Source organism: Dankookia sp. P2 (assembly GCF_050632255.1).
Taxonomy (GTDB): domain Bacteria; phylum Pseudomonadota; class Alphaproteobacteria; order Acetobacterales; family Acetobacteraceae; genus Paracraurococcus.
Genome location: NZ_CP192581.1, coordinates 2034651 through 2050006 on the forward strand (window position 1 = coordinate 2034651; position 15356 = coordinate 2050006).

Here is a 15356-nt window from a genome sequence, read left to right on the forward strand (position 1 = left end):
ACGCTGTCGTGCGCCCGCTCAGGGTTGCACCAGCGGCAGCACGCCCTGCCGCCGCCGCTTGGCGTCCAGCAGCCGCATCGCCGGCGTCACCGTCACCCCGTGCAGCGCGATGGACACCACCACCGTCAGCCCGAGCACCGCCCAGAGCCGCTCGCCATGGCCGAAGGGCGCCTGGTTCAGCGCGAAGGCCAGGTAGTAGAAGCTGCCGAGGCCGCGGATGCCGAAGAAGGAAATCGCCGCCCGCTCTTCCAGCGGCGCCGCGGTGCCGAGCAGCGCGACCCAGCCGGCGAGCGGCCGCACCACGAACAGGAACATCACCGCCGCCAGCACGCCCCACCAGTCCAGCGGGTCGAGCAGCCCGCCGGCCAGCGCGCCGCCGAACAGCACCAGCAGCACCATCATCAGCAGCCGCTCGGTCTGCTCGGCGAAGTCGTGCAGCCGGTCGTGGTAGCGGTGGTGGCGCTCGGCCGCGCGCAGCCTGAGCGCGGCGACGAAGACCGCGAGGAAGCCGTAGCCGTGCACCAGCTCGGTCACCCCGTAGGCGAGGAAGGTGACGCCGAGCGCGACGAAGCCGTCCCCCGTGCGGGAAAGCCTGGCGCGATTGGGCACGCGGAAGGACAGCCAGCCGAGCGCCGAGCCGACGGCCCAGCCCGCGGCGATCCCGGCGCCGAGCTTCCACACCACGTCCACCGCGGCCCAGTCCCAGACCCATTCGCCGGGCAGCGCATCGTTCAGCGACAGCCCGATGGCGAGGTGGACGAAGGGGAAGGCCAGCCCGTCGTTCAGTCCGGCCTCGGCGGTCAGGGTGAAGCGGACCTCGTCCTCCTCGCCCGAGCGCGGCGGGCCGACTTGGACGTCGGAGGCCAGCACCGGATCGGTTGGCGCCAACGCCGCCCCCAGCAGCAGCGCCGCCGCCGGGCCAAGCCCGAGCAGCCAGTGGGCGACCAGCGCGATGCCGGCGATCGACAGCGGCATCGCCAGCCCGAGCAGCCGCCAGGTCAGCATCCAGGAGTGCCAGCCGAAGCGCCGGTCGAGCTTCAGCCCGGCGCTGGTGAGGGCGACGATAACCACGAGCTCCGTCAGGCGTTCGGTGACGGCGGGGTAGTGTAGCGGATGCGGCGTGTCCCCCGCGGAAAGGCCAAAGGCGGCGAAGCCGAATGCGACGCAGAACATCGGCAGCGACAGCGGCAGTTCCTTCAACGCCATGGGCAACCAGGCGACGAGCAGGATCAGCGCGCCGGTGCCGGCGAGCAGGACGATGTAAGGATTCATGGAGCGGGCGGGATCCGGTGCGGTGTGGCCGGCACGCAACGCCACGGATGGCGGGAGGTCGCGGCCAGGTCCCCGGTTACTCAGCGCTGCCGCGACTTTGCCGCTTTGCCGCCATCGGAGTTCCTCAGGCGGAGACAATACTTCACTTGTTTAAGCAAAGAGGGTGTGTGATCCCGCACATCATCGTGTTGCACAAGGGCGGATTATTCCTTGGCAGATCGCACACAAAATCGCGTATCCAATCTCACAGGTTGAGCATCGGTGCTGCATTTTAGCCTTGGCAACCGATCCTCGCGGTACGCGCAACAGAAGGAGAGACCTATGACCCTCGCCCGTCCCATCCTGATCATCGAGGACGATGCCGACCTGCGCGCGACGCTGGCGGAGCAGATCGCCCAGGACGGCGAGTTCATCGCCGACGAGGCCTGCAGCGCAGCGGAAGCGGCGAGCAAGCTGGCCGAGAATGATTCGCGTTACGATGCAATCCTGCTTGATGTCGGCCTGCCCGACGCGGACGGGCGGGAATTCTGCGCGCGGCTGCGGCGCGACGGGCGCAAGATGCCGGTCATCATGCTGACCGGCGCGGATGCCGAATCCGACGTCGTCCGCGGCCTCGACAGCGGCGCCAACGACTACATCGCCAAGCCCTTCCGCCTGCCGGAGCTGCTCGCCCGGTTGCGCGCCCAGCTGCGGGTCTTCGATAACTCGGAGGACGCCAGCTTCACCATCGGCCACTACCTGTTCCGCCCGGCGGTCCGCCTGCTGCTCGACCCCGGCAAGAACCGCAAGGTCAGGCTGACCGACAAGGAATGCCGCATCCTGAAGTACCTGCTGCGGGCCAATGCCGAGCCGGTGAACCGGGCGACCCTGCTGGCCGATGTCTGGGGCTTCAACAGCGGCGTCACCACGCACACGCTGGAGACCCATATCTACCGGCTGCGGCAGAAGATGGAATCCGACCCGGCCAACCCGCAGCTGCTGCTGACCGACCGCGGCGCCTACCGGCTGGAGCCGCGGATGCCGGAACGCCTGGCGGCTTGACCGGCGCCGCCCCAGGCCGGGCGGGGGCACCTTCCCCGCCCGTTCCGGCGACCGCGGTGTGGCGTTCAGAACTGACCGCCACACCGCTGTAGTGCATTGTTTTCAGCGCGAATTCAGGAGTCCGCGCATTCACCCTCTCCCGGCATCTGCTCTAGGAGGGTTTGACACCAACGTGATACATGCCTGCGTCCGGTAGCGCGGCGGGACGGAGTCTCCGAGGAGAGCACGACCAGCCGGCCTGCCATGTCCGGAGGCAGGGATTGCAGGCTGAGGCGGTAGTTCAGGTAGGCCGGCCCGCGCGCTGGATGGACAGGGCCGGGCTCGGCCTTGCCGGCCTGCTCCTCGCCGCGGTCTGGGTGCTGGTCGGGCTGGGAATCCGGGCCGAGTTCCGCCGCGCCACGGAACGCACGATGGAATCCGGCGCCACTCTCGCCCGCACCCTGGAAGCCGAGGTCGCCGGCCGGCTCCGCACCATCGACACCATCCTCCGCTTCGGCGCCGCGATGCATGCCCGCGACCCGGCCGGCTTTGCCCTGCGCGACTGGATCGGCATCGACCCCGGCATCGACATCGTCCAGGCGGCGATCATCGGCCCCGACGGCCTCATCCGCAGCACCCTGGACGGCGTGCCGCCCGCGCCGATCAACCTCCGCGACCGGCCCTATGTCGCCGCCATCCTCGCCGACCCGTCGCGCGACCGGCTGGAGATCAGCGCGCCGCTGACCGGCCGGGCCAGCGGCCGGCGCAGCATCACCCTCGCCCGCCCGCTGCGCGACGCGACCGGCTCCCCCGCCGGCATCATCACGCTGGCGGTGGACAGCGACAGCTTCTCCCGGCTCTACCGGCGGCTCGACCTGCAAGGCGGCATCGTCGGGCTGGTCGGCGACGACGGCATCCTCCGCGCCCGGGTGCCGGGACCTGACAGCCTGGTCGGCACCCGCCTGCCCGACGCCACCGTCGCCAATATCCGCGCGACCGGGGGCGAGGCGCATTGGCGCGACCGCAGCGTGGTCGACGGGGTGGACCGGTTCTTCCTCTATCGCCGGGTGCAGGGCTATCCGCTGGTCGTCACCATCGGCACCGATGCCGACGTCGCCCTGGCCCTGCCGCGGCGGGAGCGCGTCAAGCTGCTGGCCGGAGGCGGGGTGGCGACGCTGCTGATCCTCGGCACCTGCCTGGCCGTCGCCCAGCTCCGGCGGCGCGACCGGCGGGCGCGGGCGCTGCTCGAAGCCGTGGTCGCGCATGTCGGCCAGGGCATCATGATGGTGGACCCGCAGCGCCGGCTGGCGGTGGTGAACCGGCGGGCGACGGGATTGCTGGGCCTGCCGCCTGGGCTCGCCGTGCCCGGCGCCCCGATCGAGGACGTCGTCGCCTGGCAGGAAGCCCATGGCGAGTTCGGCGGCGGCCCGGCGCCGCATACCCATGTCGATAGCTTCGGCGGGCCGGAAAGGCCGCCGGTGGTGACGCTGCGGACCCGGCCGGACGGCACCGAGCTGGAGATCCGCACCGCCCATGCGGTGGATGGCAGCCATGTGCGGACCTTCACCGACGTCACCGCGGCGCGGCGCGCCGCCGCCGCCATCGCCGCCGCGCGCGACCAGGCTCAGGCGGCCGAAAAGGCGCTGGTGGCGGCGCTGGAGAATGCGCCGCACGGGGTGATGCTGGTCGGGCCCGACGACCGCATCCTGCTCTGCAATCAGGCCGCCATCGACCTGTCCGGCATCCCGCCCGAGCTCGCCCGGCCCGGCACCCCGGTCGCCACCGTGATCGAACACCAGGTCGCCGCCGGCGAGATCGCCCCGATCGACGGGCCGGTCCCTGTGGCCTGGGCGGCGATGCGGGCAGCGGCCCATGACGGCCGGGTCTATCAGCGGGTCAAGCCGGACGGCCGCGTGATCGAGGTCCGCTCCAACTTCCTCGCCGATGGCCGCTTCATCCGCACCTACACCGACGTCACCGCGCACCATGCGGCGCTGCGGGCGGAGGCGGCGGCGCGCGACCAGGCCCAGGCGGCCCAGGCGGCGCTGGCCGCGGCCTTCGAGAACGTGCCGCATGGCGTCCTGCTGATCGGCGCCGACCGGCGCGTGCAGGTCATCAACGGCATCGCCATCGACCTGATCGACCTGCCGCCGGAGCTTGCCCGGCCGGGCACCGCTGTGCGGGACATCCTGGCCTTCCAGCTCGCGCGCGGGGATTTCGCCGAGACGCCGATGGTGGACGCGGCCGCCCGCGCCACGCTGGAAGGACCGGAGCCACCGCTGGTGGACTACGAGCGGCGGCTGCGCGACGGGCGCATGATGGACGTGCGGACCACCCACCTGCCGGACGGCCGGGTGATCCGCACCTTCACGGACGTCACCGCCCGGCATCAGGCCCTGCAGGCCGAGGCGGCGGCGCGGGCCGCGCTTGTCGCGGCCTTCGAGAATGCCCCGCTCGGCATCCTGCTGATCGGCGCCGACCGGCGCGTGGAGATCGTCAACGGCATCGCCGTCGACCTGCTGGGCCTGCCGCCGGCCATGGCGCAGCCCGGCACCCCTGCGCGCGACATCCTGCGGCTGCAGCTCGACCGCGGCGACCTGGCCGGGGAGCCGGACCTGGCGAGCGAGGCGGAGGCGGCGCTGCAGGGCCGACGCGCCGGGCGGGACCGCTACGAGCGCCGGCTGCCCGACGGGCGGACGCTGGAGGTGCGGTCCAGCACCCTGCCCGACGGCCGAACCATCCGGACCTATACCGACGTGACCGAGCGGCATGCCGCGCTGGCGGCACAGGAGACCGCCCGCGCCGCCCTGGCCGCCGCCTTCGAGAACGCGCCGCTCGGCATCGCGCTGGTCGATGCGGAAGGCCGGGTCGAGGTGACCAACAGCCTGACTGCCGTGCTGCTCGACCTGCCGCCCGAGCTGATCCGACCCGGGACGCCAATTCGCGACATCCTGCGCTTCCAGCTCGAGCGCGGCGACTTCGCCACGACGCTGGAGGCCGTGGCGTTGGCGAGCATCGAGCCGGCGCCGGGCGGCGCGGAGCATCCGCCCTATATCCGCGCCACCGCGGACGGCCGGATGCTGGAGGTGCGGTCCCGCTTCCTCGAGGACGGCCGCTCGGTCCGCACCTTCACCGATGTCACCGCCCGCCACGCCATGCTGCAGGCGCAGGAGGCCGCCCGGCTGGCGGCCGAGGCGGCGCTGCGCAGCCGCACCGAATTCCTCGCCATCGTCAGCCACGAATTGCGCACGCCGCTGAACGCGGTGATCGGGCTGTCGGATGTGCTGCTGCTGCACCAGCCGCGGCCGGACCAGGTGGAGGACCTGCGGACGGTGCGCAGATCCGGGCGGCAGCTGCTCGGCCTGGTGGACGACATCCTCGACGTCTCCCGGCTGGAGCGCGGCCGGGTCACCCTGCGGGAGGCGGCGTTCGACCCGCATGCGACGCTGGCCGCCATGGCCGGCCAGGTCGCGCCGCGCGCCCGCGCCAAGGGGCTCGAATTCGTGCTCGAGCTCGACCCCGCCCTGCCGCGGGCGGCGCTGGGCGACGAGGACCGGCTGCGCCAGGTGCTGCTGAAGCTGCTGGACAATGCGGTGAAATCCACCCCGTCCGGCCGGATCACCCTCGGCGCCGTCGCGGCGCCCGAGCCGCCGGGGGCACAGGCGGAGGGCGGCTGGCGGCTGGCGATCACCATCGCCGATACCGGCATCGGCATCACGCCGGAAGCCGGGGCGCGGCTGTTCGAGCCCTTCGCCCAGGGCGACAGCTCGACCGCCCGGCGCTTCGGCGGGCTCGGCCTCGGGCTCGCGGTCTGCCGGCTGCTGCTGGAGAGCATGGGTGGCGGCATCACGGCCGAAAGCGCGGCGGGCGCCGGCAGCGTCTTCCGGGTGTCGCTGCCGCTGCGCCCGGTGCCGGCCGGGGCGCCCGACACGCCCGCCGCGCCGCTGCGGGTGCTGGTGGCCGAGGACATCGCGGCGAACCGGGCCGTGGCGCTGGCGCTGCTGCGGCGGCTCGGGCACCAGGCGGAGGCGGTGGAGGACGGCGCCGCGGCGGTCGCCGCGATGCGCGAGCACAATTACGACCTGGTGCTGATGGACATCATGATGCCGGGGATGGACGGCATCGCCGCGACGCGGGCGATCCGCGCCCTGCCGGATGCGGCGGCGCGGGTGCCGATCATCGCCATGACCGCCTATGCCTCGCCCCAGGCCGAGGCGGAATGCCGCGCCGCCGGGATGGACCGGTTCGAGACCAAGCCGCTGCAGACCGAGCGGCTGCGCTCGGCGATCGCCGCGGTGATAGCGCACAGGGCGGGAGAGGCTGAAGGCGCGGGCGCCTGAAGCTGGTCCGAATAGAATGACCTATGGCGGTGCCGCGTTCGTCGCTGAACGCAAGCCGCTGCCGGCGCCGGAGGTTCGGCTGCCGATGACGCCGGATTGCGTTCCGGCGGCGCGGATTCGGCCGACTATGCCGGCGCATCGATCGCCGCCGCGACGACCGGTGCCCTGGCGAAGGACGCCATGGCGCGCGGGCCAGGCGGCGAAGCGCTCGCGCGGCGCGCGGCAAAGCAGAGGTGAGCCTTGCCCCTCCTCCCGGTCACGCCCCGGCGGCGTGCGGTGGCGCTCCTGCTGGCCGCGCTCGGCGGCTGCGCCGGGCCGGCCGCGCCACCGCCCGCCGCCCCCGGCTTCTCCGCCGACACCGCGACGCGGGAAGGGCTGATCTCGGGCGCCGCCGCCACCGAGCCGGGCTGCGCGGCGCTGCCGGACGCGCTCTGGGTCCGGGCCGGCGACCGCGCGGAGTGCCTCCGCTTCGGCAGCGGCGGCTTCGGCGGCGAGCCGGCGCGGCGGGCGATCGTCTATATCCCCGGCGATCCCGGCGGCGCCGCCTACCGGACGGCGGGCGGCCGGCCGCAGATCGAGGAGGTGAGCCCGGCCTACGAGCTCTCGGACGCGGCGCGGCACGCCTTCGCGCAGGCCCGCAGCGCCGCGCTCGGCGGCATCCCGGTGCTGGTGCTCGGCCGCCCGGGCATGCAGGGCTCCTCCGGCGACCATGCGCAGGACCGGCATACCCGGGCCGAGGTCGCGCTGGTCGATGCCGGCCTGACCGCGCTGCGCCAGCGCTTCGGGATCGAGGAGCTGGTGCTGCTCGGCTTCTCCTCCGGCGGCGCGGTGGTCGCCAACCTGCTGCCGCGGCGCGACGACATCGCCTGCGCGGTGATCGGCTCGGCGCCACTCGACCTCAAGGCCTATTACCGGCGGCCGGACGGCTCGCTGCCGGACGGCTATGCGATGCGGGCCGGCGCGCTGGCCGATCCGCTGGACAGCATCCCGGCCATCCGCCCGGGGCCCGAGATCTACGTGATCGGCGACCGGCAGGACCGGATGGTGCCGGCCGCCAGCTGGACCGCCTGGGTGGCAGCGGCGCAGCAGGCCGGGCTGCAGGTCCATGCGGCGCAGGTCGCCGGCCTTGACCGGCCGGATCTCGGCCGGGGCGCCGCGGCATCCCGCCACCTCACCGCCAGCCGCGGCTTCGAGGTGGCGCGGGCCTGCGCCACCGGCATGCCGCCCGACCAGGTGATGCGCGCGCTCCAGGCAGGCGCGACGCTGCTGGTGCCGCGGGGCCGTCGGCTGCATGGGGCGGAAATCCGCGCCGCTTTGGCCGGGCGGCGGCTGCGCGGGCTGGAATGGGAGCCGGCGATGAACGTGCTCTCGGCCTGGGGGGCAGACGGCACGCTCACCTATTTCAGCCTCGGGCGGGTCACCCGACCGCTGGGGCAGTGGCGCTGGCGGGTGGAGGGCGACCGGCTCTGCACCACCCGGCACGGCTGCACCGAGGTCCTCGCCGATGCCGGGGCGCTGCACCTCGTCTCGGGCCATCCGGCGCAGCTGCGGCTGACGCTGCTCACGGCGGCCGCGGCGCCGGACGAGATCGTCGGATGCGGCAGTATCCGGCCCGGCAGATCCGGGCGATGGCGGCGGGCCGGATGGCCCGCCGCCATGAGCGGCCACGCCGGTCGTGTCAGCGCCCGACCACCGGGTTGGCATAGACCACCGCGCCGTCATTGCCGCCGCCGAGCAGCCAGGCCTCGCGGCCGGGGCTCGGCTCGGCCGGTGCGCCGTAGGTCCAGTGCGGCTTGTCACCGTCATTGCCGGCGAAGGTGGCGAGCCGGCCGGCCCGGTCGAAGCTGGCGCCGCCACCCGCGCCGCCGCGGCTGTAGGTGATCAGCCCGTCGTCGCCGCCGCCGCTCATGCTGGCGACGCCGCCGCCCACCACGTTGCCACCCTGGGCGGGCCGGAAGGCGAGGTCGCTCGGCGCCTGCGCCAGGGCCGGGGTCGCGGCGAGGCCGGCGAGGAGCGCGAGGGATGCGAATGCCATGTTGCGGGCCATGATGTCCTCCACTGGGCTTTTCTCGAAAATCAATCGGTATGAAAATGCGCTTGCCGTGACGCCTGGTGACGCCATGGCCGCCGGTCCAATGTGCCGGTGGAGGAAAGCTATGCCCGCGCCGGGGCCGCCGCGTCGCATGAATGATATATGCGAGAAAAAATAGTAAGCCGGCCCGGCCTCAGCGCTGCAACCGTGCCAGGACCAGGGCGAGTTCCGCCTGGCGGTGCACGCCGGTCTTCTCGAAGACCCGGTGCAGGTGCAGCCGCGTGGTGCCCGGGGTGATGCCGAGCGCCTCGGCGATCCGTGCCACTTCCTCGCCCTGCCCGGCCCGCGCCGCCACCTCCGCCTCCGCCCTGGTCAGGCCGAAGGCCTCGCGCAGCAGGGGCAGCGAGGGCGGGTCGCGCCGCTGCGCCGGGTCGGTCACCAGCAGCAGCGCCGCGGCCTCGGGCGGCAGGCCCATCGAGGAAGCGCCGGCGGCGCCGAGCGGCAGCACCGCGACGATCAGCGGCGGCCGGGGCGGCGGCGGCCGCGACAGGCAGAGATGCTCGGTGGCCTCGGTGATCGGGGTGGCGCCGGGGCCAGCCACCGCCGCCACTACCAGCCGGCGCAGCGCCGCGGTCTCCTCCGCCTGCCGGGCGCGCAGCACGCCGCCGTCGCGGTCGGTCTGCAGCCCGTCGCGCGCCGTCAGCAGGGCGGCGCCGGCCTGGTTGGTGCGCAGCACGCGCATCGCGCCATCCACCAGCAGAGCCGCGCGCGGCAGGATCTCCAGCGCGCCGACCAGGGCCCGCCTTTCGCCTTCAGCCTCCGCGACCCGCAGGTGCAGGGCAACGGCGCGGCAGATATGCGGCGCCAGACGCTCGTAGGCAGCGACGTCCTCGACGCCGAATTCACCCTGCTGCATGGTGCGGAACAGGCAGACATTGGCCGCCAGCCCATTGGCGTGCCGGACTGCGCGAAGGTTCATCAGGCTGTCGAGGCCGAGCGGCTGCAGACAGTCCTGGTAGAAGCCGGTGCGGCGGAACTCGGGCTTGGGCATCAGGCTGGCATCGGTGATCACGCTCCCGGTCGGCAGGTGCTCGGTGCGCTGTGCCAATTCGTTCCGCCCGGCATGGCGCAGCAGGTAGCGTTCCACCAGGATGGGGTCGATGCCGGTATGCAGGATACGGCCTGGCGACCGCAGCCCGACGATACCGAAGGCGGCGAAGGCGGCGCCGAAGGCCTCGGTGAGGTCGCGCAGCGCCGCATCCCAGCCGCAGACCCCGACCGCCGCGTCGTAGAAGCGGTCGGTCAGGAGGTCGAGGCGGTCCTGGGCGGCATCCATCGGCGCACCAACAGCCTGGATCGAAGCGCCACACCTACGCCGCACCTGGGGCAGGGTTCTGCATCACGGCGCACAATCGATAAGCTTGCTACGCGTCGGCGATAAGATTGCCACCGCAAGAGTGGCAAGTGCCCGATGCGATGGTCATAGGCCCGCCGGCAATGGCGCGCGCCACCCGCAGCGCCAGGGTCGCGGCGAGGTGCTGATCAGACAGGCGAAGGGAGGGTGGATGGTGGAGCTGAGCGGGATCGAACCGCTGGCCTCGTCATTGCGAACGACGCGCTCTCCCAACTGAGCTACAGCCCCGTGCCACCGCCGCGGTGTTGGGTTCCGCGGAGGGCGGCGATATGCCCCAGCCGGTGGGGCAGGTCAAGCGCCGCCGCCGGGTTTCTTGCAGGGTTCGCGGGCGCCCCGGCCCGACGCGGCGCGACGGGACGCTTAGCCCCCTCGCGCTTGTCGCGGCGGGGTGGCGTCACTAGGTTGCGCCGGCGTTTCTGGCGGGACCGGCTGATGTTCCTTGATGTGGTGTTCTATCTGGCGAGCGCGGTGCTCGACCTGTTGTGGTGGGCGGTGCTGCTGGCGGTCGTCGTGCAGATGCTGATCCAGTTCGGGGTGCTCGACACCCGCAACCGCGTGGTCTGGACCATCGCCGACTTTCTCTACCGGGTGACCGAGCCGTTGTTCAGCCGGGTCCGCCGGGTGCTGCCGAATTTCGGCCCGGTCGACCTGGCGCCGCTTGCCGTGCTGCTGCTGATCACCGCCGGCAAGATGCTGCTGGGCGCCACGGCGAATGCCCTGCTGCGCAGCGGCATGTATTTCTGATCCCCTGGTTCCGGACCGAGCCGGGTGGGGTCGCGGTTCGGGTGAAGGTTCAGCCGCGGGCGCGACGGGCCGGGCTGCAGGGCCTCGCCCCCGGGGTGGACGGGCCGCGGCTGAAGCTGGCGGTGGCCGAGGCGCCGGAGGATGGCCGCGCCAACAAGGCGGTCTGCGCCGCCCTGGCCCGCGCGCTCGGCATGCCTCCCTCTGCCGCGGAGGTTGCCCAAGGGCACACGACAAGGGAAAAGCTGGTGTTCATCGCCGGCGATCCCGATACGCTGGCGTCCCGCTTGAAGGCATTGGCATGACGGCACGGATCATCGACGGCAAGGCCGTGGCGGAACGCCTGCGCGGGCAGCTGGCCGCGCGCATCGCCACCCTGCCCTTCCGCCCCGGGCTGCGGGTGGTGCGGGTCGGCGACGACCCGGCCAGCGGCGTCTATGTCCGCAACAAGGACCGCGCCGCCGCCGCTGCCGGCTTCGACAGCGCCACCATCCACCTGCCCGCCGACACGCGGGAATCCGACCTGCTGATGCTGGTCGAGGATTTGAACATCGACCCGGCCGTGGACGGCATCCTGGTGCAGCTGCCGCTGCCGCCGCAGATCCGGCCGGAGATGGTGATCGCCGCGATCGACCCGGCCAAGGACGTGGACGGCTTCCACCCGATGAATGCCGGGCGGCTGGCGGCGCAGCAGCATGGCTTGGTCCCCTGCACCCCGAAGGGAGTGATGCACCTGCTGCGGGAGGCCGGGGCCAAGCTGCCCGGCGCCCGGGCCATGGTGCTCGGCCGCAGCCAGATCGTCGGCCGGCCGATGGCGCAGCTGCTTCTCTCGGCCGACTGCACCGTCACCATCGCCCATTCCCGGACGCGCGACCTAGCGGCCGAATGCCGCCGGGCGGAGATCCTGGTCGCCGCGGTCGGCCGGGCCGAGATGGTGCGCGGCGACTGGATCGGCGAGGGCGCCGTGGTGATCGATGTCGGCATCAACCGCAACGCGGCGGGCAAGCTGGTCGGCGACGTCGCCTTGCACGAGGCGGCGGAGCGCGCCGCGGCAATCACCCCGGTGCCCGGCGGGGTCGGGCCGATGACCATCGCCTGCCTGCTCGAGAACACGTTGGAGGCGGCGCTGGCCCGCCGCGGGGCACACTGATGCGGCTCTATCGCCTGCTGCGGGCGCTCGGCATCCTCGCCCTGCTCGCCACCATCGCGCTGGCCAGCCTCGGCCTGCCGGTGTTGACCGCGCCGGAATGGCTGCGGATCGCAGGCGTCGCGCTGCCGGCGCTGGCGCTGCTGCTGCTCAGCCGGTCGCTGCGGCGGGCACAGAAGGCCCATAGCGCGCCGTAGCGGGTATGGCCGGCCTAGGCCTCGGCTTCCTCTTCGTCGCGATCTGGGCCTCCGCCTTCACCGCGATAAAGGGGGTCGTGCCGGAATGGCCGGCGCTCTGGGGCCTCGCGGCGCGCTTCGCCTGCGTCGCGCCGATCCTGCTGGCGGCGGTCGCCTGGCGGCGGGCCGCCTGGCCCGGCCGCGGCGATGCCTGGCGGCTGGCGGCCATGGGGGTCTTCGGCTCGGCGCTCTACCTCGCCGGGGCCTGGAGGGCTTCGACCGTGCTGCCCTCCGGGCTCGTCGCGCTGCTCTCCTCGACCGCGCCGCTCTTCGTCGCCCTGGGTGAGGTGGCGGTGCTGCGGCAGAGGGTGCCGCCGCTGGCCTGGGCCGGGCTCGGGCTCGGCTGGCTCGGCGTCGCTGTGCTCGGCGCCGGGCGAGGCCTCGGCGGGGTCGCGGCAGCGGAGCTCTGGGGGTGGGGCTGGCGCTCGGCGGGGCGCTGGCCCAAGCGACGGGCATCCTCGCCTTCGCCCCGGCGCGGCGACGGATCGATCCCTGGACCGCCAACGCGGCGCAGACCACGGTCGCCGCCCTGACGCTGCTGCTGCTGGCCGGCCTGGCCGAGCCGGCCCTGCCCCCGGCGCCGAGCCCGACCCTGGTGCTGTCGCTGCTCTATGGCGTGCTGGTGGTCGGGGTCGGCGGCTATGCGCTGTACTTCGTCATGCTCGAGCGGCTGCCGCCGGCGACCGCCGCGGCGCTGCAGCTACTGGCACCGCCGCTGGCCGGCGTCTTCGGCTGGGCGCTGCTGGGGGAGCGGCTGGCGCTGACGGACCTAGGCGGCGGGGCGGTGACGCTGGCCGGGCTGGCGCTGCTGTTCCGGGCGCGGCGATAGGGCGTGAACGCCTGGACGCGTGGGTACGCTCTGAACTGATGCGCCACAGCGGTGCGGCGTTCACGCCCGAACGCAAACCGCTGCAGCGCCTCAGCCGCCCTCCACCATCGCCCGCATCGCCGCCGCGACCTCCCGGTCGCGCGGGTCCGCGCTCGCCGCCAGCCCTGCCTCGGCCCCGGCGCGGTCCGGCTCGGCGCGGTTCTGGCTCATCTTCCGCTTGCCCTCCAGCCGCTCGATCTTCAACGAGAGGCCGACAATGCCCTTGAGCTGGCCGGCGACGAAGGGCTCCGGCGCCTCGGTCACCGCCCAGGGCCGCGGCTGCGCGGCTTCCTTGCGATCGGTCAGGATGGAGACGATGGCGTGCAGCCGGGCCGGGTCCTCGATCACCTCGATCGGGCCCTCGGCATGCACCGCCTCGTAGTTCCAGGTCGGCACCACGCGGTGGTGCTCGGCCTTCGAGGGGTACCAGTTGGGCGAGACATAGGCCTCCGCCCCTGGAACACCGCCAATGCCCGTCCGGCCGCGCGCAGTGCCTGCCAGTGCGGGTTGGCGCGGGCGACGTGGCCGAGCAGCACGCCCTCCTCCTCAAGCAGCACCAGCGGCAGGTGGGTCACGTCCGGCACGCCTTCGGCGCCGTTCGAGACCAGCAGCGCGAGGCGGGCCGAACGGATCAGGCCATGCAGGATGTCCGGGCGGTCTTCGCGGAAGGCGGGCGGGTTGTACATGGCGTCAGCCTGCCGGAAGCCGGGCCAGCGCCGCAACGGTGGCGCGCGCGGGGCGGGGTTGCGCGCGGCGAAGAGCAAGGTTGGGGAGGGAAACAAGTATTCCCTCCCCAAGCCCCACCCTTCCCTTTTCTGAGTCGGCTGCCGCTCCGCGTCGGCTGCCAGACTCAGAGAAATAGAGGTGGGTCCAGAGAGGATACTTCCTTCCTGGCCTTGTTCACCGCTTGGGGTCGCGCGCGGTATTGGCCGCCGCCGTTTCGGTCCGCTCCCGCTCGTCGCTCGGCCGGCCCTTGGGCCGGGCATCGCCGGCCTCGCCGGCATCGGCCTCCTGCGCCGTCCCTGGCTGGCCGGAGGCGTCCTGGCCCTTCTCCTGCTCGGTCCAGCCCGGCTCGCCGGTACCCTTCCCGGTCTCCTTCGGCGCATTCGCGTTCGGCATCTCGGGCTCCTTCGGTTTGGTGGCGGAACGCCGGGGGCGGGCGGCGGTTCCGGCGCGTTCGGCCCCCTGTTGCCGCAGGAACACCCCGCATGCTGCTGCCCGGACCGACCCCGCTCTGGCTCTCGCTGCTGCTCGGCTTCGTCGCCGCGCCGGCGCTGGCGCTCGGCGCCCTGGCGCTGCTGCATGCCGCGCTGGACCGGCTGCTGCGCGACCGCGGGGCGCCGGTGCTGCGGCGGCTGGTGCGGGATGGCCGCGGCGGGGTGCGGGTGGCGGTGGCGCTGCTCGCGCTGATCGCCATCCTGCCGGAGCTCGACCTGCCGGGGCAGCTGGTGCGGACCGCGACGCGGCTGGCCGACCTGGCGCTGATCGCGGCGCTCGGCTGGGTGCTGACGCGGAAGGTGGCGGCGCTCTTCGACGCTTGGCTCGACCGCGCCTGGACCGGGGAGGAGGACTGGGTCACCCGCCGCCGCCGCACCCAGCTGGTGGTCTTCCGCCGCCTGGCGATCTCGGCCGGCGTCACGCTGACCGCCGGGCTGGTGCTGACGCAGATCCCGGCAGTCAGGGCGGTCGGGCTCAGCCTCTTCGCCTCGGCCGGCGTCGCCGGCATCGTCGCCGGCCTCGCCGCTCGGCCGGCGGTCTCCAACCTGATCGCCGGCATCCAGCTGGCGCTGACCCAGCCGATCCGGATCGGCGATTCCGTAGTGGTGGAAGGCGATTTCGGCACGGTCGAGGAGATCACCGCCACCTATGTCACCATCACAACCTGGGACCAGCGCAGCCTGGTGGTGCCGCTGAACTACTTCATGGAACGGCCGATCCGGAACTGGACCAAGCGCACCACGCAGTTGCTCGACACCATCTTCGTCTATGTCGACTACGCCGTGCCGGTGGAAGCGATCCGCGCCGAGGCGCAGCGCATCCTGAACGCGACGCCGCTCTGGGACCGCCGGGTCTTCGCCGTGCAGGTCACCGACCTGAAGGAGCGCAGCATGGAGATCCGCGTGCTGATGAGCGCCAGCAATGCGGGGCGGATGTTCGACCTGCGCTGCCTGATGCGGGAGGCGCTGATCGGCTGGCTGGCGGCCCGCCATCCCAATGCCCTGCCGCAGGAACGCGTGGAGATGACCGGGGCGCGGGCCGGCGCGCCCGCTTGACCATCGCGCGGCC

At 73.1% G+C, this 15356-nt stretch carries 14 protein-coding genes, 1 tRNA gene and 1 pseudogene; 11 read left to right on the forward strand and 5 right to left on the reverse strand.

Annotated elements, in window-relative coordinates; all coding sequences use genetic code 11:
* Positions 1 to 18: 18 nt before the first annotated feature.
* A complete protein-coding gene (locus tag ACQ86J_RS12065) occupies positions 19 to 1272 on the reverse strand; it encodes a cation:proton antiporter (RefSeq protein WP_431271281.1) in 1254 nt (417 codons plus the stop codon).
* Positions 1273 to 1593: 321 nt separating this feature from the next.
* On the opposite strand from ACQ86J_RS12065, the gene ACQ86J_RS12070 reads away from it, so the two are divergent.
* The 4 genes from ACQ86J_RS12070 to ACQ86J_RS12085 all read left to right on the forward strand — a co-directional run bounded on the left by ACQ86J_RS12070 (position 1594) and on the right by ACQ86J_RS12085 (position 8513).
* On the forward strand, positions 1594 to 2313 hold the full coding sequence (locus ACQ86J_RS12070) for a response regulator transcription factor (protein ID WP_431271282.1): 720 nt from the start codon (positions 1594 to 1596) through the stop codon (positions 2311 to 2313).
* A gap of 305 nt (positions 2314 to 2618) precedes the next feature.
* Positions 2619 to 6632, forward strand: coding sequence for a PAS-domain containing protein (locus ACQ86J_RS12075; protein ID WP_431271283.1), 4014 nt, complete (start codon positions 2619 to 2621; stop codon positions 6630 to 6632).
* Between the two features lie 96 nt (positions 6633 to 6728).
* A complete protein-coding gene (locus ACQ86J_RS12080; RefSeq protein ID WP_431271284.1) occupies positions 6729 to 6869 on the forward strand; it encodes a hypothetical protein in 141 nt (46 codons plus the stop codon).
* A gap of 3 nt (positions 6870 to 6872) precedes the next feature.
* Positions 6873 to 8513 carry an alpha/beta hydrolase family protein gene (locus ACQ86J_RS12085; RefSeq protein ID WP_431271285.1) on the forward strand — a complete coding sequence of 547 codons (1641 nt, stop codon included), beginning with the start codon at positions 6873 to 6875 and terminating at the stop codon, positions 8511 to 8513.
* Positions 8514 to 8857: 344 nt separating this feature from the next.
* On the opposite strand, the gene ACQ86J_RS12090 is transcribed toward ACQ86J_RS12085, so the two are convergent.
* Positions 8858 to 10000 carry a helix-turn-helix transcriptional regulator gene (locus ACQ86J_RS12090; RefSeq protein WP_431271286.1) on the reverse strand — a complete coding sequence of 381 codons (1143 nt, stop codon included), beginning with the start codon at positions 9998 to 10000 and terminating at the stop codon, positions 8858 to 8860.
* Between the two features lie 230 nt (positions 10001 to 10230).
* Positions 10231 to 10306 (reverse strand) — tRNA-Ala (locus ACQ86J_RS12095).
* A gap of 204 nt (positions 10307 to 10510) precedes the next feature.
* Here ACQ86J_RS12095 and ACQ86J_RS12100 point away from each other — a divergent pair.
* Genes ACQ86J_RS12100 through ACQ86J_RS12125 form a run of 6 tightly spaced genes read left to right on the forward strand, consistent with a single transcriptional unit; the run spans position 10511 to position 13031 of the window.
* The gene (locus ACQ86J_RS12100; protein ID WP_133288947.1) at positions 10511 to 10822 is read left to right on the forward strand and encodes a YggT family protein; all 312 of its coding nucleotides are present in this window, start codon (positions 10511 to 10513) and stop codon (positions 10820 to 10822) included.
* Between the two features lie 41 nt (positions 10823 to 10863).
* Complete coding sequence (locus ACQ86J_RS12105) at positions 10864 to 11124, forward strand: DUF167 domain-containing protein (protein WP_431271287.1); 261 nt, start codon at positions 10864 to 10866, stop codon at positions 11122 to 11124.
* On the forward strand, positions 11121 to 11969 hold the full coding sequence (gene folD, locus ACQ86J_RS12110; protein WP_431271288.1) for a bifunctional methylenetetrahydrofolate dehydrogenase/methenyltetrahydrofolate cyclohydrolase FolD: 849 nt from the start codon (positions 11121 to 11123) through the stop codon (positions 11967 to 11969). The genes ACQ86J_RS12105 and folD overlap by 4 nt, the downstream gene beginning before the upstream one ends.
* Positions 11969 to 12163: a hypothetical protein gene (locus ACQ86J_RS12115; protein ID WP_431271289.1), complete on the forward strand. Its 195-nt coding sequence runs from the start codon at positions 11969 to 11971 to the stop codon at positions 12161 to 12163. Before folD ends, ACQ86J_RS12115 begins: the two co-directional genes overlap by 1 nt.
* A gap of 5 nt (positions 12164 to 12168) precedes the next feature.
* Positions 12169 to 12735 carry a DMT family transporter gene (locus ACQ86J_RS12120; RefSeq protein WP_431271290.1) on the forward strand — a complete coding sequence of 189 codons (567 nt, stop codon included), beginning with the start codon at positions 12169 to 12171 and terminating at the stop codon, positions 12733 to 12735.
* A complete protein-coding gene (locus ACQ86J_RS12125) occupies positions 12621 to 13031 on the forward strand; it encodes an EamA family transporter (RefSeq protein ID WP_431272384.1) in 411 nt (136 codons plus the stop codon). The genes ACQ86J_RS12120 and ACQ86J_RS12125 overlap by 115 nt, the downstream gene beginning before the upstream one ends.
* Positions 13032 to 13121: 90 nt before the next feature.
* On the opposite strand, the pseudogene ACQ86J_RS12130 reads toward ACQ86J_RS12125, so the two are convergent.
* Positions 13122 to 14074 (reverse strand): annotated as a pseudogene (locus ACQ86J_RS12130) (FMN-binding negative transcriptional regulator).
* The gene (locus tag ACQ86J_RS12135) at positions 13971 to 14189 is read right to left on the reverse strand and encodes a hypothetical protein (protein ID WP_431271291.1); all 219 of its coding nucleotides are present in this window, start codon (positions 14187 to 14189) and stop codon (positions 13971 to 13973) included. The pseudogene ACQ86J_RS12130 and the gene ACQ86J_RS12135 overlap by 104 nt, the downstream one beginning before the upstream one ends.
* 89 nt (positions 14190 to 14278) lie before the next feature.
* On the opposite strand from ACQ86J_RS12135, the gene ACQ86J_RS12140 reads away from it, so the two are divergent.
* Entirely contained in the window at positions 14279 to 15343 is a 1065-nt protein-coding gene (locus ACQ86J_RS12140) for a mechanosensitive ion channel family protein (protein ID WP_431271292.1), read from the forward strand.
* Positions 15344 to 15356: the final 13 nt, after the last annotated feature.

What these genes read in the sequence shown, in the direction of transcription:
- ACQ86J_RS12065 (WP_431271281.1), bottom strand. Translation starts at nt 1,272, where the DNA reads ATGAATCCTTACATCGTCCTGCTCGCCGGCACCGGCGCGCTGATCCTG.
- ACQ86J_RS12070 (WP_431271282.1), top strand. Translation starts at nt 1,594, where the DNA reads ATGACCCTCGCCCGTCCCATCCTGATCATCGAGGACGATGCCGACCTG.
- ACQ86J_RS12075 (WP_431271283.1), top strand. Translation starts at nt 2,619, where the DNA reads ATGGACAGGGCCGGGCTCGGCCTTGCCGGCCTGCTCCTCGCCGCGGTC.
- ACQ86J_RS12090 (WP_431271286.1), bottom strand. Translation starts at nt 10,000, where the DNA reads ATGGATGCCGCCCAGGACCGCCTCGACCTCCTGACCGACCGCTTCTAC.
- ACQ86J_RS12100 (WP_133288947.1), top strand. Translation starts at nt 10,511, where the DNA reads ATGTTCCTTGATGTGGTGTTCTATCTGGCGAGCGCGGTGCTCGACCTG.
- folD (WP_431271288.1), top strand. Translation starts at nt 11,121, where the DNA reads ATGACGGCACGGATCATCGACGGCAAGGCCGTGGCGGAACGCCTGCGC.
- ACQ86J_RS12115 (WP_431271289.1), top strand. Translation starts at nt 11,969, where the DNA reads ATGCGGCTCTATCGCCTGCTGCGGGCGCTCGGCATCCTCGCCCTGCTC.
- ACQ86J_RS12120 (WP_431271290.1), top strand. Translation starts at nt 12,169, where the DNA reads ATGGCCGGCCTAGGCCTCGGCTTCCTCTTCGTCGCGATCTGGGCCTCC.
- ACQ86J_RS12135 (WP_431271291.1), bottom strand. Translation starts at nt 14,189, where the DNA reads ATGCCGAACGCGAATGCGCCGAAGGAGACCGGGAAGGGTACCGGCGAG.
- ACQ86J_RS12140 (WP_431271292.1), top strand. Translation starts at nt 14,279, where the DNA reads ATGCTGCTGCCCGGACCGACCCCGCTCTGGCTCTCGCTGCTGCTCGGC.